We start from the raw sequence: 20958 nt of genomic DNA, 5'->3' as shown, positions 1-20958 counted from the left end.
TTTAAACAATCCTTTAGTCACGCAAAAGATCATTGATGCCCGTTTTGCTACGGGTTTTTTCATCAACTCGTTTAACAATAACCGCACAATAAAGGTTGATCCCGTTTTTCGATGGCATTGAGCCAGAAACCACCACTGAATAGGGTGGCACTTCTCCATACAGCACCTCTCCGGTTTCGCGGTCAACGATTTTGGTAGATTGGCCAATGTAAACGCCCATCCCAAGAACCGATCCTTCGCGGACGATGCAGCCTTCGACGACTTCTGAACGGGCTCCGATGAAGCAGTTATCTTCGATGATTGTGGGGCCTGCCTGCATGGGCTCTAGTACCCCGCCGATGCCGACGCCGCCGGAAAGGTGGACGTTCTTGCCGATCTGTGCGCAGCTGCCCACCGTGGCCCATGTGTCCACCATGGTGCCTTCATCCACATAGGCGCCCAGATTGACAAATGACGGCATCAAAACAACCCCCGGTGCAATATAGGCCGATTTGCGTACAATACAGTTTGGCACAGCGCGAAAGCCGGCGGCACGCCATTGGTTATCGCCCCAGCCTTTGAATTTGCTATCAACCTTATCCCACCAGCCAGCCCCCTGAGGTCCGCCGGTTTGGATTTCCATGTCCTTGATTCTAAAGCCTAAAAGCACAGCTTTTTTGGCCCATTGGTTCACCGACCAATCGCCGCTGGCCTGCTTTTCAGCCACGCGGAGGGTACCGCTATCAAGAGCGTTTAGCGTATCCTCAATTGCCTCGCGCATCTCGCCCGTGGTGGTGGGCGATATTTCGTCGCGGGATTCCCAAGCGGCTTCGATGGCTTGTTCTAGCTGTGCATTGGACATGATGGGCGCTCCGATAAATTCAACCTAGCACTCTATAACTGTGGGCGCGCGGTGGCACAATGGCCTGTTCAGACTAATCGTTTTCTGTGACGATGTGGCACCAGCTTCGGCTTAAATACCCAAAAATGGCAGGTCAGTATTACGTCGGTATTACGACTGTTTTACGGAGGTCCAATTTTGCCAATAAATTACTGTCAATTTTGGGTCAAATTCCGGACTTTGGTAAAATACACAGCATTCTTTTAGAGGGATCGGTGTTTTATAGCCTCACGTTCAGGATGTGCCGCGTCTTTCTTGATCAGATTGTTTTCGATTCAATCTATCAAGAAGTGTTTCTACCATAGGGCTTTCTTTCTCTTTTGATGATAGTCGTAACAACAGGCGATGAATGGTCCTGTAGGATCCAATCCATTTTATTTGAGAGCTATCATCATGAAGTGCTAAGCAAGATGCCCAATTGTTAGCTTGATTGAGTATTGCTTGCTCGGTTGAAACTTACCAAATCGTTGTGAATGTAGGAACACTCCAAAATGATCTATTTTTGCCTAAATGAGTAAATTCTCATTTCTGCAATTTATTTCGTACGATTTTTGCACGCATCCAATGCGTGTCGTTTTGGACGTGCTTCGCGCGGACATATTTCGCCATATGCTTGGGCATGTCAGATTCCGAAAATACGGAGGTGACACGGACGACGAAACCCTCTTGGGTGTTCAAGTCCAGTTGACCCAGAACTTCGTCAACGGCGGCGGCGTCAAACTTACCGCGATGTAGGGTCGGCACGGGTAAAATACCAATTTCAGTGAAACGGGCATTTGTATCATCCCAGCTCTGAATAAATCCATCAACAACCCATGCAAAGCCGAGAAAATAAGAAGGCAGGTTGTCATACGCAACCGAGTGCCCAGCAAAGAGATATTCTCCAACGATCCGTTCGTGCTTAGAAAGAAAAGGCGAGACACCTGCCGCAAAGGCTTTAACCCAATCTCTTGATGCATGGTATCCGCTATTCGGGCTACGAGCATGGCAGCCTTGCGAATGGATTGTTGTGTTCTGGCCATCCATCTTCTCAGTGAAAACAATCTCATTTGCATTTTTCAGGACAGACAAGTCAGCGATGATCTTGTTATAACTCATCACACCAGCGGAAATGGGAAGATGGTAAGTACGACCGTACTTCTTCATGACACTTCGCTCATCGCGCAATCCGAGTTTGGACTGCAGAAACCAAAAACAGAACAATAAGGCCGATGCCAGCAATAGCGCAAATGCGGGTTGTCCATGAGCTGACATTGGCCAGCATATCCATGTATTCGGGATAGTCGATGTATCGTCTTGGTTGAGGCCATACAAATACGATTAGCGTTGCAAACAGACTTGCCCCGATCAGACCAATATGCAGCAGCCAAAACAATGCTTTTGTTGCGGATGGGTAAAGCATTGCACCGAAATAGGTTTGCAGCCAAGTGAGTACTGCAAAGAACGCCATTACAATTGCTAGGTTAAGCAGGATATGGCCGCGATTGACGACATAGTAGGTGTCCTGTGCGTTACCCAGAACGACTGATTTGATGCTCACGAAGCCAATCGCACCGCAGAGTAGGTAGGTCAGTGCAGCTGTAAAGAATAACGCTGCCGGCGTCCATTTGCGCAGGTGACAAAGCAACGGAAGTACAATCAAGCATATAAGAAAAAAAAATGAATAATTCAAAAGTCACCAAATAATTTGAGTAATACAGTAATTAGGAATACATCGAAGATAAGGGAAAGGCTGGTGCTCGACCACTCTGGATACTAGCAAAAATTCTTGGTTTTGTCAGGGATAATCTAACCCGTCGGTTAATTTGCTTCCCACTCTTTAACTGCAGGGTTTTTATTGGTTTCCATCACTTCATGATTTGCAATCTCGCGGGTGGTTGAATTGCCAAGCCTTGCAAATGCTGCATAGCGGCAATTCCACAATGTATGATGCTGCGCACGCAGCAATTTGATATCATATGGTTGTTAAAGCAAAGGAAATTGAAATGTTTAAGCAACTACTGAGGTCTATGATTGCTGCGCGCCAAGCATCAGCGTCAATGCAAGCTCTGGACTATTTGTCAGACGATCAATTGGCCGCAATCGGACATAGTCGAAGCTCATTTGTAGCCGAAGTAAATGCACGCCTTCAGGCCGAACTAGACGATATCATCGCAGAGAAAAATTCTATCGCCTCGGCGCCCGTGAATGAAAACTTGGTCGGGGCTGTCTGATTAATCAGCCCTTTGAGCTACGGGATTAAGTAGAGCTTCCCATCCCGGGTTGTGGTTTTGTTGGGCAGTTCTAGCCTGCTTTCCATTCTTCCACCGCGGGGTTTTTGTCGCTTTCCACCACGTCATGGTTTGCGATGTCGGGCGTCATCGAGTTCCGCAGCTTGCGAATGTTCTCGGCCACCTGCGGTGCTTGTGCCAGCAGACGCGCTGCGTCTTTTTGAAAATCCATGGCTTTGGCCTGATACCGCGCGCCAAAATAAAACGTCACGATGATCGCCAAAAGCGCCCAAAGCGCATCAGGCACAAGAACCAAGCCCTGCATCCGCGCAGCAAACCAGATGGGATCAAACATTGCGCTGACAAAAAGCCCGATCACGCCAAACGCCATCATCGGGCGCGGCAGTCTATTCAGCCCATCAACAAGCTGATTGAACCAACCTTTATGGCCAAACTCAGCGGCAAACTGTGCCATGATTGCAGCGTTTGCCGTATGATCGCGCTGAGCATCATTTTCAGCGTTTGGGCGAAACACCTCGGCCGTTTCTTTTAAAACATTGCGCCCGCTGCCAAACAGCATGGCAAGAAGATTGCCAATCATACCCATTGCGCCACCCTTTTTTGAAAATCTGCGTCTGATAAATGAAACCTTGGGCTGATAAATTCCTCAGCCCGAATGATCCAGCCGCCTTTGCCGCCTGCCCTTGTTTGGGCAAACTTACGCAGTCCCGGTTTGACATCGCCCAGCGCCAGATAATAGTTTCGCCGTGCAATCCCGTAGGCATCGACAAACAAAGAACCAGCAGATTTATATGCCGCTTTGGTCGCACCAATGGACTGCGGCCCCAATGCCCCATCAACACTGACGGGTTGATCAAATCTAGCCAAAAGCCTTTGCAGAATTTTAATTGCGTTAGAACCTGCGTTGACCTGCATATCAAATACTGTTGGGTGTAGCGCCTTGGGCAGTTTATCAATCTTGGGTTTGCGAAAATATGCGTAGATGAAAATCCGCTTGGCGTCCATCTTTGTCAGTTGCTTGACATCCTGTGCTGTCACCCGCCCATCGCCGTTTTTGTCTAGATTATGCTGCTGCGCCGTGGCCAAAGTTACACCGTATTTTGTCGGCCCACCCGGATCATCGGGATCATTAACAAAGCCGCCCTCACGCGAAATAATAGCGGCTGTAATTTGTTCAATCAAATTCAAGGTCACCTCATCAGATGGGCATATTTTTCTAAAAGCGTTTGGTAAGATTACCAAAACGCTTCGCCCAAAGACTTAAACAGAGTGATTTATAAATGGTTTGAGGTGCGAACGCAGGAAGTTGAAAAGTTTAAGTGCGCGCATAGCGTGAGCACCCCCTTTTTAAGGGGGTACTCACCTTTGTTTTATCTGTGTTTACTCAGCGGCTGCCACCGCGCGGCCAGTCATAACTTTTACCATATGCGCGCGGTAAGCTTTTGATCCATGTAGGTCTTCGATCATATCATCGGCCGCAACACTTAGGCCAGATAGGGCATCAGCGGAAAAGTTAGCTCCAAGCGCAGCTTCTGCCTCTGACCAACGAAATACTCCGCCTTCAGAGGCGCCAGTGACGGCAACGCGAACACCGCTGGCATATTTGGCCACAAATACGCCCACTAAAGCAAACCGAGATGCGGGCTGTTCAAACTTTTGATAGTTTGAGGCCTCGGGGATAGGCATGCGCACTGCAGTGATAATCTCGCCTTCGTCCAAAGCGGTTTCAAACATGCCTTGGAAATAATCATCTGCTGCAATTTCACGGGTGTTGGTGACGATTGTTGCACCAGTGGCCAATGCGGCCGACGGGTAGCAAGCCGCCGGATCATTATTGGCAAGTGATCCACCAATCGTTCCGCGGTTGCGCACCGCCGGATCGCCAATGCCGCCCGCCAAAATCGCCAGACCGGCAAAATCACCTGCTTGCGCAGCAACATTGGCGTGCGTTGTTGCTCCGCCAATGGTTAATGTGCCGCCGCTGTGGCTAACGCCTTTCATATCGGCAATACCGCCTAGGCTCACCAGTTTTGTTGGGCTGGCCAAACGCTGCTTCATGGTGGGGATTAATGTCTGCCCCCCGCCCAGTGCCTGAGCATCCTCAGAGGCAAGCGCGGTGACCGCATCGGCAACCGTTCCCGGTTTTACGAAACTAAAATCATACATACTATATCCTCCGATCAGCTGTTCATCGCAGCCCAGACGCGCGAAGGCGACACGGGCATATCGATATGGGTTACGTCAGTGTGGCCGCCAGAATGCAGCGCATTTACCACCGCATTGACCACCGCCGGGGGCGATCCAATGGCGCCAGCTTCACCGCATCCTTTCACCCCAAGTGGGTTATGGGTGCATGGCGTTTGGCAAGAATGGTCAACCGTATAAAGCGGAAGGTCAGAGGCCCTAGGCATCGCATAATCCATAAAGGATGCGCTTAGAATTTGGCCATCTTCATCATAAGTACAGTTTTCAAGCAGCGCTTGTCCAATGCCCTGTGCCAATCCGCCATGGACCTGGCCAGTAACAATCATCGGGTTGATCACATTGCCAAAATCATCAACCGCAGTGAACCGCTCTACCGTGACTTTGCCGGTGTCCGGATCAACTTCGACCTCGCAGGCATAAGCGCCGGCTGGATAGGTGAAGTTTGATGGATCATAAAACGCCGTTTCTTCAAGACCTGGCTCAATATCCTCGATGGGAAAATCATGGGGAATATAAGCCTTGAGAGCCACATCACCAAAACCAACCGATTTGTTAGTACCAGCAACACTAAACTGACCATCGGAAAATTCGACATCCTGCTCAGATGCTTCCAGCATATGAGCAGCGATCTTTTTCGCCTTGTTGATGATCTTTTCAGTGGCCCGAACAACAGCAGAGCCGCAGACCGCAAGGCTTCTTGACCCATATGTGCCCATCCCAAAGGGAATTTTTGAAGTGTCGCCATGGACAATATCAACTGATCCCTCGTCAATGCCAAGCATCTCGGCAACAACCTGTGGAAACGCAGTTTCATGGCCTTGGCCGTGGCTGTGCGCCCCCACCATAACCGCGATATTTCCTGTGGCGTTCACCCGCACGGTGGCCGCATCATAAAGACCTACACGGCTGCCCAAGACACCCACCAAGTTAGAGGGCGCAATACCGCAGGCTTCGATATAAGTATTCACTCCTAGCCCGCGCATTTTGCCATTTGCTTCTGTGGCTTTGCGGCGCGCATCAAATCCGCTTAGATCTGCAAGCTCTTCAAGCTTATCGACCAGCGCATGATAGTTGCCCGTGTCATATTCAAGCCCCGCCGCAGCTGCATAGGGAAATTGATCCGGCTTGATGAAGTTCTTTCGGCGCAATTCAAGCGGGTTCATTCCCAGTTCCTGGGCGCATTTATCAATCGCCCGCTCTAGCGAATAGGTCGCTTCTGGGCGGCCCGCACCGCGGTATGCATCCACCGGCGCAGTGTTGGTAAACACGGCTTTAACATTCACATAAAGCGTTGGAACCGTATAGTTCCCGGCCATCAATGTGCCGTGCAAAAAGGTCGGTGTCGCAGTTGAGAAGTTGGATAGATAGGCGCCAACATTGGCCATGGTTTCTGTCCGGAATGCCAAAAACGTTCCATCTTTTTCACAAGCGATTTCGATTTTGGTAACATGGTCACGGCCATGTGCATCGGTCAAAAAGCTTTCACTGCGCGATGCTGTCCAGCGCACCGGCCGGCCAAGCTTTTTCGCCGCTGCCAAAACCAGCGCCTCTTCCCCGTAATGATAGATTTTAGATCCAAATCCACCGCCCACATCAGGTGCAACCACGCGCAGTTTGTTTTCTGGTATCCCCAGCACAAACGCACAGATCAAAAGCCGCGTCAGATGCGGGTTTTGCGATGTTGTATAAAGCGTGTACTCTCCTGTGCCCGGATCAAAAACGCCGGTTGAGGCGCGCGGCTCCATCGCATTTGGAACTAAGCGGTTGTTAACCAATTCCAATGTGGTCACATGCGGAGCGTTTTTAATCGCTTCGTCTGTGGCAGCACGGTTGTCTTCGATCCAACCCCAGTCAAAACACTGATTGGTGCCAATTTCATCATGTACCAATGCGCCGCCTTCGAGCGCAGCTTTCATATCAACCACAGCAGGCTGTTCATCGATATCAGCCTCAATGGCTTCTGCTGCATCACGCGCTTGCTCTGCTGTTTCGGCAATCACCGCTGCATAGGCATCCCCGACATGGCGCACTTTTCCATGAGCCAAAACCGGCCGCTTGGGTTCCTTCATCGGTTCGCCATCCCGGCTATTGATAAGCCATCCTGCCGGATTTCCCCCTACATCCACAAAATCATCCCCTGTGAAAATAGCCAGTACACCCGGCATGTTTTCAGCAGCGCTTGTATCAATGGATTTTATAATCCCATTTGCCACTTCACTGCGGGCGAAAACCGCGTGGGTTTCACCAGTAAGAGAGATGTCGTCTGTATATTGACCTAATCCAGTTAGAAACCGGATGTCTTCGCGCCGCTTAGTGCTGGCGCCGATGCCACTATCTTTAGGCATATTGATTCCTCCTTGCTTTTAAAGCTGGGTAAAAATTAGTTGTTTTTATTCAGCTGCGATCGCGTCTGCGTCTTGCCCCGAGGCGGCCAGTACTGCTTTGACGATGTTGTGGTATCCGGTGCAGCGACAAATGTTTCCATCTAAATGGTGGCGCACATCGGCCTCGTTTGGCTTGGGATTGTTTTTCAACAAATCCGCTGTCGCCATAACCATTCCGGGGGTGCAAAATCCGCATTGAAGCCCATGGTGGTCTTGAAAGGCTTGTTGGATCACGTTCAACGATCCATCTGCGTTTGCCTGACCTTCAATTGTTGCAACATCTGCTCCGTCTGCTTCGGCTGCGAACATAGTGCAGGATTTCACGGCAACGCCATTAACGTGCACGGTGCAAGCGCCGCATTGGCTGGTATCACAGCCCACATGAGTGCCGGTTAGATGCAAGTCCTGTCTTAGGAAATTGACCAAAAGGGTTCGCCCTTCGACATCTCCCGAGACCGGCTTGCCATTCACCGTCATCGATACTTTAGTCATTAAATTACTCCCATTACTTATATTATTAGCCGGTCAATTTGGTGAACCAGCCTTTTTTTTCGTCTTCTTTAGTTCCGTTGGTGGACTGGTCTTCTGGGTTTTCGATTGCATCACGAAACCGTTCAAAGAACTGATCCGCCATTTTTTTGGCAAACCCATCAATAATCCGGCTTCCCAATTGGGCCAGTTTTCCACCAACTTTGGCCTCTACATCATAGTTTAGGACCGTGATGCCTTCGGTGCTTTGCAATGTCACTGTTGCCGCGCCTTTGGCAAAGCCGGCCGCACCGCCCTTGCCTTGGCCCGACAGTTTTAGGCTTTCTCTTTCCACCATCTCAGACAAGGTGACCTGACCCTTAAAGGTGGCTTTGACAGGTCCGACTTTTTGAACAACTGTCGCTTCAAACCCCTCTGATGGTGACCCTGACATTTCTTGACAACCAGGGACGCAGCGCTGCAAAACCTCAGCCGAAAGGATGGCTTGCCAAACCTTTTCGTCGCTAGCGGTAATCTGCTTGCTACCAGTCATTTTCATTTTAATACTCCACAAACTTTCGGGTTTTTGGAATAGTCTTTGGGGTCGTTCCTTTAAACCTTAGGCGTAGTTTTTTGTTGAATCAATGACGAAGTTTTGGGCGTTTAGATTAATTTATTCTCATTTGAAAAATGTGGCGGCTGAAATTATTACCGATCTACTTTGTTTTCTTGCGCTTTAAATAAACATAATAGGCCCCGCCGCCGCCATGTTTGATGTGGGCAACTGAGACCTGAAGCACCACCGGTGCCAAGGGGGCCATGCCAAGCCAACGGGGAACATGGTGGCGCAAAACACCCTTTTGGCTTGGGATCGGGCCATAATCATCAGAAGATTTTCCCTTTCCAGTAATCACCAATACCAATCGTTTGCCAGACGCAGATGCCGCTAGAATAAACTGAACCAGTGCAGGCTGTGCCTGACCCAGAGTCAAACCATGCAAATCTATTGTTCCCTCAGGGGTCATCTTGCCGCGTTTAAGCTTTCCAAAGGCGCGCTTGTCCATTTGAACCCGTGACATTTCAAGTGATCTGTGTAGGTCTGGCTTTAAATCAAAAGTTGGCCGTGTATCGGTGGATTGGGCCCCAATTTCAAATTGTGTAATTTGCTGTAATTGCGGCGTTTTTAGTGGTTTTTGCTTGGGTTTCTTATCAGCTAGCAATGGCCGGATTTTTGCACCAAAAAGCGGCGTAGCAGTTTGCGCAACCTGCTGCCAAAGTTCTTTTTCTTCAGGTTTTAGCTTTCGTTTGCTCATCGCTTTTGCCCAAACCTATAGACATTTGCTTTTCTTTATCTTCGCAGCAAAAAAATCGTTTTTCTAGCCACGTTTGGAACTGTCGCAAGTATGGAAATAATGCAAATTGGTAAATTCTGCAGATTTTAGCGCTTGGAACTATTCGCCTGTTGCCACCAGTTGCCAGTTTGGATTCTGAAGTCCCATATCCTTTGAGAACGTCCAAATATCTTTTTGCCGCTTGATTTGTTTAGCGTCCCCTTCGATAACCTCGCCCTCAGCGTTTTTAACGACTGAAATTAGCTCAGATGTCAGGGAAACAGAAATATCTGCAACATCTGTCGCCTTATCAAAGAAAACATTGCTAAGCTTCAGTTCTCGAATGCCAACAAACTCAGCTTCAATTGTGAGCCCTTGCGCTTTACGGTTTTTGATCACATCGTCAAACGTTTCTGCTACTTCAGGCGATAAGAGCGCTCGGATGTCTTCCATCTCACCACGCTCAAATGCCATCAATATCATTTCATATGCGCCGCGTGCACCGGTTAAAAATTCAGTGACCGAGAAATCGGGATCTACATTTTTGATCTCAACCAGCTTGTCAGCAAAATGAGAACCAGCTGGCACATTATCGATGATGTCGGCATCAGGCCCGCCTTCAATCACCGTTAATTCTGGTGCCTTATCGGGCGGAGAATCGTTGGCCCGCGGCTTTTCAAACCCTTCCCGAGTTCCCAAAACATTTCTCAAACGCAGAACCAGAAAAACTGCGATGCCTGCCAAAACTAATATTTCAATTGTCATAGGATTCATTTAGACCTCTTGCCCACCTATGGAAATTCACAGAGTTGCCCCTTATGTAGGGGACACAAGACAACAAGTCCACAACCCCTCTGGTCTTAGGAGCGTTTTCTTATGTGGTTATTCATTTTATTTGTATCAGTACCAATAATTGAGATTGCTCTCTTTATCCAAATTGGGGGTTCAATCGGTATTTTACCAACCTTATTGATTGTTGTACTAACAGCGGCGCTGGGGACCTGGCTTGTACGCAACCAAGGTCTCGCAACTCTTTCTTCGCTCAAAAATCAGGTGGACAGTTTTCAAAACCCTACCCAGCAGTTGGCCCATGGCGCGATGATATTATTTGCGGGGGCCTTATTGCTTACACCCGGGTTTTTTACAGATGGTTTTGGTTTTTTACTTTTGATCCCACGCTTTAGAGACTTTGCATTTGATTATCTAAGGACTCGTATAAAAGTGGGATCAACCGCTCAATCCGGCTTTACTCAATCCCGAAACACAAACTACCAAAAGAAAGACACTTCTGATGTGATCATCGAAGGTGAGTTTTATGAAGACGGCGAGAGCAAGGATTGAGCATTTTTAGACAACCTGATAGAGAGCCCAAAACCGTATAATCTAAGGAGCCTGAAATGGCCGACGAGACCGCTCAGCCGACGCAACCAACAATGAATGTTTTAGCACAATATATCCGGGATATGTCGTTCGAAAATATCCTTGCCCAAAAGGGCGTGGGCGGCCAAGTGGCACCAGATGTGCAGGTTCAGGTTAATCTTGATGCAAAAAAACGCGGTTCCGAAGACCAGTATGAGTTGGTTATTAAACTGCGGATTGATTCTAAATCCAAAGAAAGCAAAGATCAGCTATTTTTGCTTGAAATCGAATACGGTGGAATTTTTCAAGTGTCGGGCGTGCCAGAAGATCAACTGCACCCTTATTTGCTCATCGAATGTCCGCGCATGCTGTTTCCGTTTTTGCGCCGTATCGTAAGTGACATCACCCGTGATGGTGGTTTCCCACCCTTGAATTTGGAAACTATAGATTTTCTATCGCTATACAAAAACGAAATAGAACGGCGACGCGCGCAAGCGGAAAAAGATAAAGATGGCAAGCCGGTGAATTAAGCCAGCGCCCGTAGGCTTAGGACTTGATACCTTTTCGCCAAAGCGCATCTGGTCCCAAAGCATCGACAAAATCAGAGTGGCGTGACTTTTCTTGGTCCGTGATACGGCTATTCAAAGCTGTCGGCCTTAGCAAAACAGGTCTTGTGTTCAAGGTGTCATGCGACGCTTTTTTAACTTCAGTAGAGCTTTGTGATAATCCAAAATCTGGCTGACGGCCACCGATCAGTTCAAGATAAACCTGCGCTAGAATTTCCGAATCGAGCAGCGCGCCATGGAGTGTGCGATCAAAACTATCAATTCCAAAGCGTCTGCACAGCGCATCAAGCGATGCAGGAGATCCAGGAAATTTACGCCGCGCGATGGCCAACGTGTCCAGAGCCTGATCGTCAGGCAAAATAGTACGGCCTGCCCAGCGCAGTTCAGCATTGATAAATTTCATATCAAAAGAGGCGTTATGAATAATCAATTTAGCATCAGCGACAAAGTTCAAAAACCCATCTACGATCTCAGAAAAATCGGGTTTGTCCTTTAAAAAGTCATCCCCCAACCCATGCACGGCAAAAGCCTCTGCCGGCATAGCGCGCTTTGGGTTTATGTATTTATGATAGGTTTTTCCTGTCGGCAGGTGGTTATTTAACTCGACTGCTCCGATTTCGACAATTCGATCACCTTTTTCAGGATCAAGACCCGTGGTTTCGGTATCTAATACAACTTCACGCATTTAGCCGGTTTTCCCGAATATCATGAATAACTTTATGCACCTGCTGCTCAGCATGGTCCAGTGTGTCTGTGATCACAACATAATCCGCCTTTTGCAATTTGTCTTTGATAGGCATTTGCCGTGCTAAAATTTGTTCAAACTGATCCGCCGTCATCGTATTGCGATCAAGCACCCTTTGTTTTTGTTCTGCTGCATCGATGGAAACACAAACAACAGCATCCATTTGTCTGTGGCCACCAGTTTCAAATAACAATGGAACATCAAAGACCAAAATATCTGCTGCGGCTTTATTTATAAACGCAGCTCGATCTTTTGCGACAAGAGGATGAACAATTCTCTCAAGCTGCTCAAATCCTGATGAAGCTTTTGCAAGCTCTGCTTTTAAGGCGCTTCGTGAAACCGCTTCTTCAATGATTGCATTTGGGAACACTGAGCGAATTGGGTTAACCGCCTCACCGCCCTTTGCATAAAGCCGATGAACCGCCGCATCTGCATCCCAAACCGCACAGCCAGCTTTTTTAAAAAAACCTGCTGTTGTGCTTTTGCCCATGCCGATGGACCCTGTTAGCCCCAACCGAAAACTCATGGAATTAAAATATCGCGAATTTCCTGATCAACAACTGGTTTTTGTCCAAACCAACGTTCAAAGCCTGGAACCGCTTGATGGATTAACATTCCCAGACCGTCAACGACGGTTGATCCTTTGGAGCGGGCCGCTTGCAAGAACTCTGTCTCCAGTGGGGTGTAAACAATATCTGTCACTAGTGTTTCAGGTCTTAAGCCTTTGAGAGAGATGTTAAGCGCTGGCTTTCCGGTCATCCCCAAAGATGTTGTGTTGACCAATGTATGCGTATGTTCAATTTCAGTGGATGCTTTGACCCATTCGACCACATTGACCCGGTTGCCAAAGTCCGATTTTATTTGATCAGCGCGGGATCTTGTTCGATTTGAAATATAAACCTCAGGAGCGCCCGCTTCGAGCAAGGCTGAAACAATCGCCCGCGCCGCACCGCCAGCGCCCAAAACCAATGCCGGTCCGTCTTTTGCCTGCCAGTCGGGCGCATGTTGCCGGATATTTTCTATAAATCCATATCCATCAGTATTATCAGCGTATAATTTTCCGTCTGGTTGGAAAACGAGCGTATTTGCGGCCCCGATTAAAGCAGCACGATCTGAGATTTGGTCAGCAATAGAGAGTATTTTTTCTTTGTGTGGCAGCGTTACATTCGCCCCAACAAATCCCATCTTTGGCAAGGTTTGCAAAACTTGCTCAAGATCGGTAGCTTTGACATCAATAGGAATATAGTGCCCCGAGATACCAAATTGTTTTAACCAAAATCCATGTAAAAGCGGTGATTTTGAATGCGCAACTGGTGATCCCAATACTGCAACGAGTGGAATTTTTTCTAACGTCACCTTTTAATCACCCCCCGCACAGTTAAAAAATTCATTATCTCCAGAAGGGGCATACCAAGAACGCTAAAATAGTCGCCGTCTAATCGCTGAAATAGGCGTATTCCTTCACCCTCTATTTGATAGCCTCCAACGCAATTCTCAACCAACTTCCAGTTCTGTTCGATATAATTGTCTAAAAATGTCTCGGAAAAGTCACGCATTGTCAGCCGCGCTTTACCTATAAATCGCCAAATTGGCTTGGCATCTTGACAGATCACTGCTGCTGAAAATAACTCGTGCGTTCCAGATTTTAACACAGATAACTGTTTTCGAAGATCACTTTGGTCTACTGGCTTTGAAAAAACCTTACCATCAAAACTCAGGATCTGATCACATCCCAAAACAAAGCTTCCTAAATTTTTTTGACTAACCTTTAGGGCTTTGATCTCGGCCAACTTGTCTGCAATATCTCGATGGGGAGCTTGCTCTGCAAGCATCGCTGCTTTCATCATTTCTTCATCTACCAAAGCTGATACGCTTTCAAACTCGATACCGGATTGTTGAAGCAACTTTGCTCTTATAGGCGATCGTGACGCTAAAATGAGTTTATGTGTCATGGGGATAAATCCGTGGAAAAGGTCTGCATAGCGGGATTGCCTTTTTGTGGGTAAAGCAATTTTTTACTGCATGCGTGGTTGTTTGTGGTGTGTCAATTTAGTTTGCACTTAGTTGTACGCTGTGGACAAGGATAAATTCGATCAAGGGGTAACTTGTGATGGTTTCAATCATACTAAAAATTGTGAACTTTTTTGCGGTTCAACTCTCTGTATTTAAATGTTTAAATTATTCCTGCAAGTTTTACCTTAATCACGAATTGCTGTGGATAAGATAAGGGATAAAATTTGATCCACAGATTTTGTCGGGTCTACAAAATAATCATCTTTCTTAACTCTTTATATTTTTATAGTAAGAATTCAGAGAAGGTTGCCCATCATGAATGATATTCTGATTTTTCTTTACCCTTGGTCAAAGGTTTTTCATATTCTAGCTGTGATATCGTGGATGGCAGGTTTGTTTTATCTTCCACGGTTGTTTGTCAATCATGCGGAACGATCTGTCCCGGGGGATATTTTGGATCAGACATTCCAAAGTATGGAATACAAGCTGCTGCGAATAATTATGGCACCTGCAATGATCGCAACCTGGGTCTTTGGTCTTTTGCTAGCGTTTACTCCTGGTGTTGTTGATTTTTCTGATTATTGGGTTTGGTCAAAAGGCTTTGCTGTGCTTGCAATGACATGGTTTCATCATTGGCTTTCCCGCCGGCGCAAAGAATTTGTTGTAGGTGGAAATACACTTAGCGGGCGGCATTATAGAATAATGAATGAAGTACCGACAGTTTTGTTGGTGATTATCGTGGTGTCGGTCGTTATTAAATTCTAAGCAGGTTTGACTAAAGTCGCTTTATCATTTAAAGGGGTTTTGCCCGTCCGGGTAAAACGTTTCCAAATTACATTATAGCAGCCCGCCTGCAGTACAAAGGACGAATGATGTCTGACAAGAGTTTGAATCTTGCCGATTTAAAAGTGAAAAGTCCCAAAGACCTTTTGGGGATGGCCGAAGACCTAGAAATTGAAAACGCATCAACCATGCGTAAGGGTGAAATAATGTTCCAAATTCTGCGCGAGCGCGCGGATGAAGGATGGGAAATTTCCGGCGATGGCGTTTTAGAAGTTTTACAAGATGGGTTTGGTTTTCTGCGGTCGCCCGAGGCTAATTACCTTCCTGGCCCCGACGATATTTATGTATCGCCAGATATGATCCGTAAATTTTCCCTGCGAACAGGTGATACCATTGAAGGTGTGATTAAAGCTCCGGAAGAGCAAGAGCGATATTTTGCTTTGACGAGTGTTTTCAAAATTAACTTTGAAGATCCTGAAAAAGCGCGTCATAAAATCGCGTTCGATAACCTGACTCCGCTTTATCCAGATGAGCGGATGACCATGGAAATTCAGGATCCAACGATCAAAGATCGTTCAGCTCGGATTATCGATTTGGTTTCACCTATAGGAAAGGGGCAGCGGTCATTGATTGTTGCACCTCCAAGAACGGGTAAAACTGTTCTACTTCAAAACATTGCCACCAGCATTGAGCAAAATCACCCTGAGTGCTATTTGATCGTCTTGTTGATCGATGAGCGACCAGAAGAGGTGACCGATATGCAAAGGTCGGTCAAAGGCGAGGTGATATCATCAACATTTGACGAACCAGCGACCCGCCATGTTGCTGTGTCTGAAATGGTGATCGAAAAAGCCAAAAGGCTGGTTGAACATAAACGGGATGTTGTGATCTTGCTCGACTCGATCACCCGCTTAGGCCGCGCCTTTAATACGGTTATTCCATCTTCGGGAAAAGTTCTAACCGGCGGTGTTGATGCCAATGCGCTGCAAAGACCAAAACGGTTCTTTGGCGCAGCGCGTAATATCGAAGAGGGTGGGTCACTAACAATTATTTCCACCGCGTTGATTGATACCGGAAGCCGGATGGATGAGGTTATCTTTGAAGAGTTTAAAGGTACCGGTAACTCGGAAATTGTGCTTGATCGCAAAGTGGCTGATAAACGCGTATTCCCAGCGCTTGATATCCTGAAATCCGGAACCCGAAAAGAAGAGCTGCTGGTCGATAAGATTGATCTTCAGAAAACCTTTGTTCTGCGGCGGATTTTGAATCCAATGGGCACAACAGATGCGGTTGAGTTCCTGATATCAAAACTCAAACAAACAAAATCGAATGCAGAGTTCTTTGATTCAATGAACACCTAGGGGCAGGGGTTACCTGTTAAGTGAGGTGTAAGTAAGAATGGAAACCATTTTTGCACGTGCGTCAGCACAGGGAAAAGCAGGGGTGTCGTTGATCCGGCTCTCTGGTCCGCATGCGTTTGCTTGCGCAAAGCGAATGGTTGGTTTTATTCCCAAACCCCGGGTTGCAACGCTTGCTGAGTTAACTGGCGAAGATAAACAAATCATTGATCAGGCTATTGTCGTTTGTTTTAATGCGCCGCATAGCTTTACCGGTGAAGACGTTGTTGAATTTCATGTTCATGGAAGTACTGCGATTGTCAATAAGTTATTGAAAAACATAAGTAAAATAGAGTTTACCCGGATTGCTGACCCTGGGGAATTTACCCGCAGGGCTATGGAAAATGGGAAAATGGATCTTTCACAGGTCGAAGGTCTTGCGGACTTAATTGATGCAGAAACTGAAGCGCAGCGAATACAGGCACAGCGGGTTTTATCCGGTGAATTGGGAAAGCGCGCCGAGCGATGGCGGTCTTGGTTGATTCGGGCCAGTGCCTTGTTAGAGGCGACACTGGATTTCGCAGATGAGGATGTTCCGGTTGATGTTACGCCCGAAGTGCGGTCGCTGCTGTCGAAAACGGGCCATGAGCTTGATCGCGAAGCTGCTGGCGTGACCTCGGCTGAACGCCTGCGCGAAGGGTTTGAAGTGGCCATATTAGGCGCCCCAAACGTTGGGAAATCAACACTTCTCAACGCATTGGCAGGCCGCGAGGCCGCGATTACATCCGATATTGCTGGAACAACACGTGACGTGATTGAAGTGCGGATGGATTTATCCGGCTTTCCCGTGACCTTTCTGGATACGGCAGGCCTACGCGACACGGCGGATGCAATCGAAAAGATTGGCATTGATCGGGCGCTGGCGCGGGCAGAATCGGCAGATATAATTGTTCTTTTGTCCCAAGATGGAACTGTGCCCTCCGGCGCTGCGCTGCGCACTGGTGACATTGTTATGAAATCAAAATGCGATCTTGATCCTGGATCCGAAGGTATTTCTGGTTTGACAGGTGCGGGGATAGATGAATTGGTTAGTAAAATCACTGACGTGCTTGCTGGCCGGATGATGAAAGATAACGCTGCAACACGCGAACGGCACCAGATCGCACTGCTCAAGTCATCGAACCACCTGAGTACTGCAATTGGCATTCTTGAACGGGGGCCAGATTATTATGAATTGGTGGCCGAAGAGCTTAGGAGTGCCGTCAGCGCGCTGGATAGCTTAATCGGCCGGGTTGATGTAGAAATGGTTTTAGATGAGATATTTTCCAGCTTCTGTCTGGGAAAATAAGGAGTGTTTCACGTGAAACATTTTGATGTGATAGTTGTCGGTGGTGGACACGCGGGATGTGAAGCGGCAGCGGCGGCCGCTCGGCTAGGCGCAAAAACCGCTTTAATTACATTGCGCCAAGCAGATTTGGGCACCATGTCCTGTAATCCTGCCATCGGCGGGCTTGGAAAAGGCCATCTGGTGCGTGAAGTTGACGCCCTTGATGGTATTATGGGCACAGCCGCAGATCAGGCGGGCATTCAATTTAGGCTTCTCAACCGCAAAAAAGGCCCAGCTGTTCAGGGCCCGCGGGCGCAAACGGATCGCGATTTATATCGCAGTTCCATTCAAAAGTTAATTTCTTCGCAAGAGAACTTACAGGTTATTTTCGGCGAAGCGGTTGATCTTATCGGCAGTGACACCAAGGTAACTGGGGTGCGGCTGCGCGATGATAGTGAAATCACAGCCGCTTCTGTGGTGTTGACCACGGGCACATTTCTACGTGGGGTAATACATATTGGCGATGTGTCCCGGCCCGGTGGGCGTATGGGTGATGATCCCTCTGTCAAATTGGCCGAGCGGATTGATGAGTTTGGACTAAAACTGGCACGTCTAAAAACTGGAACGCCGCCACGGCTTGATGGTCGAACAATAAATTGGGAAAATTTGGAACAACAACCCGGTGATCGCGATCCGGTTTTGTTTTCTTTTATGTCAAAGGGTGTAAGCGCAGATCAGGTTCCCTGTGCAATTACCCACACAAATGACAAAACACATGAAATAATTCGCCAAAACCTTGAGCGATCAGCGATGTATGGCGGGCATATCGATGGGATTGGTCCGCGCTATTGCCCTTCAATCGAAGATAAAGTTGTCCGCTTCGCTGATAAAAACTCGCATCAGATTTTTCTTGAACCTGAGGGGTTAACTACAAATACGGTATATCCCAACGGGATTTCGACCTCTCTGCCCGAAGCAGTGCAAGAAGATTATGTGCATTCTATTGTCGGTCTTGAGAACGCAAAAATCCTTCAACCGGGCTATGCGATTGAATATGATTTTGTTGATCCCCGGGCTTTGGATGCCAAATTGGCGGTTAAAGGGGTCGATCAGCTGTTTTTAGCCGGGCAAATCAACGGAACAACTGGCTATGAAGAGGCGTCGGCGCAGGGGCTAGTTGCCGGGCTGAACGCAGCGGCTTTGGCGTTAGAGCGGCCAGAGATTATCTTTTCCAGATCTGACAGTTATATCGGGGTGATGGTTGATGATTTGATTTCTCGGGGCGTGACTGAACCCTATCGAATGTTCACCTCACGCGCCGAGTTTCGTCTATCTTTACGGGCTGATAACGCGGACCAACGTCTTACGCCGCGCGGGATTGAGGTCGGGTGCGTTACGCCAAAAAGGCAGAAATCCTTTGAAAACAAACAGAAAAAGCTGGAAGATCTGACTAATCACTTAAAATTTGATACTTATACACCAACACAGCTGTCCAAAGCGGGCATCCGTGTGACTCAGGATGGATCTCGGCGCACATTGTTTCAGGTATTGGCTTTTGCGGATGTCAGTTTCAAGGATTTATGCACATTGGATGCGCGGTTAGAGGTCGCCGAGGAAGAGATTTCCGAGCAGGTGGCGCGGGATGCATTGTATTCCAACTACATTACCCGACAGCAGAAAGACATCGAGGCGATAAAGCGCGATGAGGCCCAGAAAATACCTGAGGCGTTTGACTATAACAGCTGTGAGGGGTTGTCTGCTGAGTTGAAATCAAAGTTGATCGCAGCACGGCCTCGTAATTTGCGTCAGGCGCAAAAGGTCGAGGGCATGACGCCTGCAGCGATTATGTTGATTTTAGCAAGGTTGCGGCAGAACAAACACAAGAAGACCGCATAATGCACCAAAGTTTAATCTCGGGGGTAAATGTTTCACGTGAAACAATAGAAGCGCTTGAGTATTTTGCTGCCTTGATTGAAAAATGGACTGCGAAAATAAACCTTATTTCCAAAGCGTCACGTTCGGACTTATGGGTCAGGCATATCCTTGATTCAGCGCAATTGCTAAACATCTGTCCAAGAAATATTCAAAACTGGCTTGATTTGGGCAGTGGTGGTGGTCTGCCAGGCGTAGTTGTCGCAATCCTTGCCAAAGAACTTATCCCAACGCTGACCATGACCTTGGTTGAAAGCGACAAGCGGAAATCGGTATTTTTACGCACTGCAGTTCGAGAGCTGGGCCTTAATGCATCGGTACTGAACGCACGTATTGAAAAGCTGGCGCCTATGAAAGCGGATGTCATCTCAGCCCGGGCATTGGCCGAATTGGATGTTTTATTAGCTTTGGCCGAACCGCATTTGACAAAAACCACAGTTTGTTTGTTTCAAAAAGGCGAAAACTGGCAAAAAGAACTCTCAAAGGCACAACAGTCGTGGTCTTTTCAGTGCGATATAACTAATAGTGAAACCCAATCGGGCGCGATTATATTAAAACTAGGAGAAGTCAGCCGTGCATGACCCAACGCGCAGCAAAGCTGCAAAAATTGTATCGGTTACCAATCAAAAAGGCGGCGTGGGTAAAACCACGACAACCATTAACCTTGGCGCTGCTTTGGCTGAGCTGGGGAAAAACGTCCTAATTGTGGATCTTGATCCTCAAGGCAATGCTTCAACGGGATTGGGAATTGACCTTGAGGATCGCGAATTCACCACCTTTGATCTATTACTTGAAGATGCCGATCTTACTGATGTCATATCAAAAACTGACATTAACGGGCTTTCGATTATTCCAGCAAATATTGATCTTAGCTCAGCAGACATTGAACTTTACTCCAATGAAAAACGAATTTTTCTACTTCATGATGCGCTGCGGCAGCCGGCGATGGATCAGTTTGCATTTGATTATATCCTCATTGATTGTCCGCCTTCGCTGACCTTGTTAACCGTGAATGCGCTGGTGGCATCGCATTCAGTGCTTATCCCGCTTCAAAGCGAATTTTTCGCGCTGGAAGGTTTATCGCAGCTGATGCTGACAATCCGTGAGGTGCGCGAATCTGCGAACCTCAATTTGCGGATCGAAGGTGTGGTGCTTACCATGTTTGATGCGCGCAACAACCTGTCGCAGCAGGTTGAAAAAGATGCCCGAGATAATTTGAACGAGCTTGTTTATAAGGTGATCATACCCCGAAACGTCCGTGTAAGCGAAGCGCCGTCCTATGCCATGCCGGTTCTGGCCTATGATACAGGGTCAAAAGGCTCTTTGGCTTATCGCGATATGGCTTTAGAGTTCTTAAAAAATAATCACGATACGCAGGCAACACCCGCGGCCTAAAG

General features: G+C 47.7%; 24 protein-coding genes. 9 read left to right on the top strand and 15 right to left on the bottom strand.

Going from position 1 to position 20958, the window contains the following annotated elements; all coding sequences use genetic code 11:
* Positions 1–13: 13 nt before the first annotated feature.
* The 3 genes from dapD to GN278_00340 all read right to left on the bottom strand — a co-directional run bounded on the left by dapD (position 14) and on the right by GN278_00340 (position 2552).
* Positions 14–841, bottom strand: coding sequence for a 2,3,4,5-tetrahydropyridine-2,6-dicarboxylate N-succinyltransferase (gene dapD, locus GN278_00350; protein ID XAT59412.1), 828 nt, complete (start codon positions 839–841; stop codon positions 14–16).
* A gap of 561 nt (positions 842–1402) precedes the next feature.
* Positions 1403–2026 (bottom strand): hypothetical protein, encoded by a 624-nt coding sequence (locus GN278_00345; GenBank protein ID XAT59411.1) that lies wholly within the window; start codon positions 2024–2026, stop codon positions 1403–1405.
* Positions 2027–2036: 10 nt separating this feature from the next.
* Positions 2037–2552 carry a hypothetical protein gene (locus tag GN278_00340; protein XAT59410.1) on the bottom strand — a complete coding sequence of 172 codons (516 nt, stop codon included), beginning with the start codon at positions 2550–2552 and terminating at the stop codon, positions 2037–2039.
* Positions 2553–2865: 313 nt separating this feature from the next.
* On the opposite strand from GN278_00340, the gene GN278_00335 reads away from it, so the two are divergent.
* Positions 2866–3093, top strand: coding sequence for a hypothetical protein (locus GN278_00335; GenBank protein XAT59409.1), 228 nt, complete (start codon positions 2866–2868; stop codon positions 3091–3093).
* 70 nt (positions 3094–3163) lie between these two features.
* Here the strand turns inward: GN278_00335 and GN278_00330 are convergent, their stop codons facing one another.
* The 8 genes from GN278_00330 to GN278_00295 all read right to left on the bottom strand — a co-directional run bounded on the left by GN278_00330 (position 3164) and on the right by GN278_00295 (position 10273).
* Positions 3164–3697 (bottom strand): carboxylesterase, encoded by a 534-nt coding sequence (locus GN278_00330; protein XAT59408.1) that lies wholly within the window; start codon positions 3695–3697, stop codon positions 3164–3166.
* Positions 3688–4299, bottom strand: coding sequence for a peptidoglycan-binding protein (locus GN278_00325; GenBank protein ID XAT59407.1), 612 nt, complete (start codon positions 4297–4299; stop codon positions 3688–3690). The genes GN278_00330 and GN278_00325 overlap by 10 nt, the downstream gene beginning before the upstream one ends.
* A gap of 192 nt (positions 4300–4491) precedes the next feature.
* Positions 4492–5277, bottom strand: coding sequence for a carbon monoxide dehydrogenase (locus GN278_00320; protein XAT59406.1), 786 nt, complete (start codon positions 5275–5277; stop codon positions 4492–4494).
* Between the two features lie 14 nt (positions 5278–5291).
* Positions 5292–7661, bottom strand: coding sequence for a molybdopterin-dependent oxidoreductase (locus GN278_00315; protein ID XAT59405.1), 2370 nt, complete (start codon positions 7659–7661; stop codon positions 5292–5294).
* A 45-nt stretch (positions 7662–7706) separates the two neighbouring features.
* Positions 7707–8192 carry a 2Fe-2S iron-sulfur cluster binding domain-containing protein gene (locus GN278_00310; GenBank protein ID XAT59404.1) on the bottom strand — a complete coding sequence of 162 codons (486 nt, stop codon included), beginning with the start codon at positions 8190–8192 and terminating at the stop codon, positions 7707–7709.
* Between the two features lie 25 nt (positions 8193–8217).
* The gene (locus GN278_00305) at positions 8218–8727 is read right to left on the bottom strand and encodes a carbon monoxide dehydrogenase (protein ID XAT59403.1); all 510 of its coding nucleotides are present in this window, start codon (positions 8725–8727) and stop codon (positions 8218–8220) included.
* 157 nt (positions 8728–8884) lie between these two features.
* The gene (locus GN278_00300) at positions 8885–9481 is read right to left on the bottom strand and encodes a DNA mismatch repair protein MutS (GenBank protein ID XAT59402.1); all 597 of its coding nucleotides are present in this window, start codon (positions 9479–9481) and stop codon (positions 8885–8887) included.
* Positions 9482–9619: 138 nt separating this feature from the next.
* Complete coding sequence (locus tag GN278_00295) at positions 9620–10273, bottom strand: Tim44/TimA family putative adaptor protein (GenBank protein XAT59401.1); 654 nt, start codon at positions 10271–10273, stop codon at positions 9620–9622.
* A gap of 102 nt (positions 10274–10375) precedes the next feature.
* Here GN278_00295 and GN278_00290 point away from each other — a divergent pair, with 102 nt between their 5' ends.
* The gene (locus GN278_00290; protein ID XAT59400.1) at positions 10376–10840 is read left to right on the top strand and encodes an FxsA family protein; all 465 of its coding nucleotides are present in this window, start codon (positions 10376–10378) and stop codon (positions 10838–10840) included.
* Positions 10841–10896: 56 nt separating this feature from the next.
* Positions 10897–11388, top strand: a complete 492-nt coding sequence (gene secB / locus GN278_00285) for a protein-export chaperone SecB (GenBank protein ID XAT59399.1) — start codon at positions 10897–10899, stop codon at positions 11386–11388.
* Positions 11389–11404: 16 nt separating this feature from the next.
* On the opposite strand, the gene dnaQ is transcribed toward secB, so the two are convergent.
* From dnaQ to GN278_00265, 4 genes are read right to left on the bottom strand one after another with little or no spacing between them, the layout of a single operon-like run.
* Positions 11405–12109, bottom strand: coding sequence for a DNA polymerase III subunit epsilon (gene dnaQ, locus GN278_00280; protein XAT59398.1), 705 nt, complete (start codon positions 12107–12109; stop codon positions 11405–11407).
* Positions 12102–12695, bottom strand: a complete 594-nt coding sequence (locus GN278_00275) for a dephospho-CoA kinase (GenBank protein XAT59397.1) — start codon at positions 12693–12695, stop codon at positions 12102–12104. Before GN278_00275 ends, dnaQ begins: the two co-directional genes overlap by 8 nt.
* The gene (locus tag GN278_00270; protein ID XAT59396.1) at positions 12692–13525 is read right to left on the bottom strand and encodes a shikimate dehydrogenase; all 834 of its coding nucleotides are present in this window, start codon (positions 13523–13525) and stop codon (positions 12692–12694) included. The genes GN278_00275 and GN278_00270 overlap by 4 nt, the downstream gene beginning before the upstream one ends.
* Positions 13522–14121, bottom strand: a complete 600-nt coding sequence (locus GN278_00265) for a septum formation protein Maf (GenBank protein XAT59395.1) — start codon at positions 14119–14121, stop codon at positions 13522–13524. Before GN278_00265 ends, GN278_00270 begins: the two co-directional genes overlap by 4 nt.
* Before the next feature lie 376 nt (positions 14122–14497).
* Here GN278_00265 and hemJ point away from each other — a divergent pair, with 376 nt between their 5' ends.
* From hemJ to GN278_00235, 6 genes are all read left to right on the top strand, one after another.
* Positions 14498–14947 carry a protoporphyrinogen oxidase HemJ gene (gene hemJ / locus GN278_00260; GenBank protein XAT59394.1) on the top strand — a complete coding sequence of 150 codons (450 nt, stop codon included), beginning with the start codon at positions 14498–14500 and terminating at the stop codon, positions 14945–14947.
* Between the two features lie 107 nt (positions 14948–15054).
* On the top strand, positions 15055–16326 hold the full coding sequence (locus tag GN278_00255; GenBank protein ID XAT59393.1) for a transcription termination factor Rho: 1272 nt from the start codon (positions 15055–15057) through the stop codon (positions 16324–16326).
* 37 nt (positions 16327–16363) lie between these two features.
* Positions 16364–17650, top strand: a complete 1287-nt coding sequence (gene mnmE / locus GN278_00250) for a tRNA uridine-5-carboxymethylaminomethyl(34) synthesis GTPase MnmE (GenBank protein XAT59392.1) — start codon at positions 16364–16366, stop codon at positions 17648–17650.
* A 3-nt stretch (positions 17651–17653) separates the two neighbouring features.
* Complete coding sequence (gene mnmG / locus GN278_00245; protein XAT59391.1) at positions 17654–19525, top strand: tRNA uridine-5-carboxymethylaminomethyl(34) synthesis enzyme MnmG; 1872 nt, start codon at positions 17654–17656, stop codon at positions 19523–19525.
* Positions 19525–20142 (top strand): 16S rRNA (guanine(527)-N(7))-methyltransferase RsmG, encoded by a 618-nt coding sequence (gene rsmG, locus GN278_00240; GenBank protein ID XAT59390.1) that lies wholly within the window; start codon positions 19525–19527, stop codon positions 20140–20142. The genes mnmG and rsmG overlap by 1 nt, the downstream gene beginning before the upstream one ends.
* On the top strand, positions 20135–20956 hold the full coding sequence (locus tag GN278_00235; GenBank protein XAT59389.1) for an AAA family ATPase: 822 nt from the start codon (positions 20135–20137) through the stop codon (positions 20954–20956). The genes rsmG and GN278_00235 overlap by 8 nt, the downstream gene beginning before the upstream one ends.
* Positions 20957–20958 lie beyond the last annotated feature (2 nt).

This window comes from Rhodobacteraceae bacterium Araon29, assembly GCA_039640505.1.
Classification (GTDB): domain Bacteria; phylum Pseudomonadota; class Alphaproteobacteria; order Rhodobacterales; family Rhodobacteraceae; genus CABZJG01.
Note: the sequence above shows the minus strand (reverse complement) of the source record. Positions and strands in the feature narration are given on the sequence as shown.

Coding starts and splice junctions, on each gene's coding strand:
- GN278_00275 (XAT59397.1), bottom strand. CDS start 12,695: ATGAGTTTTCGGTTGGGGCTAACAGGGTCCATCGGCATGGGCAAAAGC.
- GN278_00300 (XAT59402.1), bottom strand. CDS start 9,481: ATGAGCAAACGAAAGCTAAAACCTGAAGAAAAAGAACTTTGGCAGCAG.
- dapD (XAT59412.1), bottom strand. CDS start 841: ATGTCCAATGCACAGCTAGAACAAGCCATCGAAGCCGCTTGGGAATCC.
- GN278_00335 (XAT59409.1), top strand. CDS start 2,866: ATGTTTAAGCAACTACTGAGGTCTATGATTGCTGCGCGCCAAGCATCA.
- GN278_00345 (XAT59411.1), bottom strand. CDS start 2,026: ATGAAGAAGTACGGTCGTACTTACCATCTTCCCATTTCCGCTGGTGTG.
- GN278_00310 (XAT59404.1), bottom strand. CDS start 8,192: ATGACTAAAGTATCGATGACGGTGAATGGCAAGCCGGTCTCGGGAGAT.
- rsmG (XAT59390.1), top strand. CDS start 19,525: ATGCACCAAAGTTTAATCTCGGGGGTAAATGTTTCACGTGAAACAATA.
- GN278_00290 (XAT59400.1), top strand. CDS start 10,376: ATGTGGTTATTCATTTTATTTGTATCAGTACCAATAATTGAGATTGCT.
- GN278_00330 (XAT59408.1), bottom strand. CDS start 3,697: ATGGGTATGATTGGCAATCTTCTTGCCATGCTGTTTGGCAGCGGGCGC.
- GN278_00255 (XAT59393.1), top strand. CDS start 15,055: ATGTCTGACAAGAGTTTGAATCTTGCCGATTTAAAAGTGAAAAGTCCC.
- GN278_00265 (XAT59395.1), bottom strand. CDS start 14,121: ATGACACATAAACTCATTTTAGCGTCACGATCGCCTATAAGAGCAAAG.
- GN278_00320 (XAT59406.1), bottom strand. CDS start 5,277: ATGTATGATTTTAGTTTCGTAAAACCGGGAACGGTTGCCGATGCGGTC.
- dnaQ (XAT59398.1), bottom strand. CDS start 12,109: ATGCGTGAAGTTGTATTAGATACCGAAACCACGGGTCTTGATCCTGAA.
- GN278_00295 (XAT59401.1), bottom strand. CDS start 10,273: ATGAATCCTATGACAATTGAAATATTAGTTTTGGCAGGCATCGCAGTT.
- secB (XAT59399.1), top strand. CDS start 10,897: ATGGCCGACGAGACCGCTCAGCCGACGCAACCAACAATGAATGTTTTA.
- GN278_00315 (XAT59405.1), bottom strand. CDS start 7,661: ATGCCTAAAGATAGTGGCATCGGCGCCAGCACTAAGCGGCGCGAAGAC.
- hemJ (XAT59394.1), top strand. CDS start 14,498: ATGAATGATATTCTGATTTTTCTTTACCCTTGGTCAAAGGTTTTTCAT.
- GN278_00305 (XAT59403.1), bottom strand. CDS start 8,727: ATGAAAATGACTGGTAGCAAGCAGATTACCGCTAGCGACGAAAAGGTT.
- mnmE (XAT59392.1), top strand. CDS start 16,364: ATGGAAACCATTTTTGCACGTGCGTCAGCACAGGGAAAAGCAGGGGTG.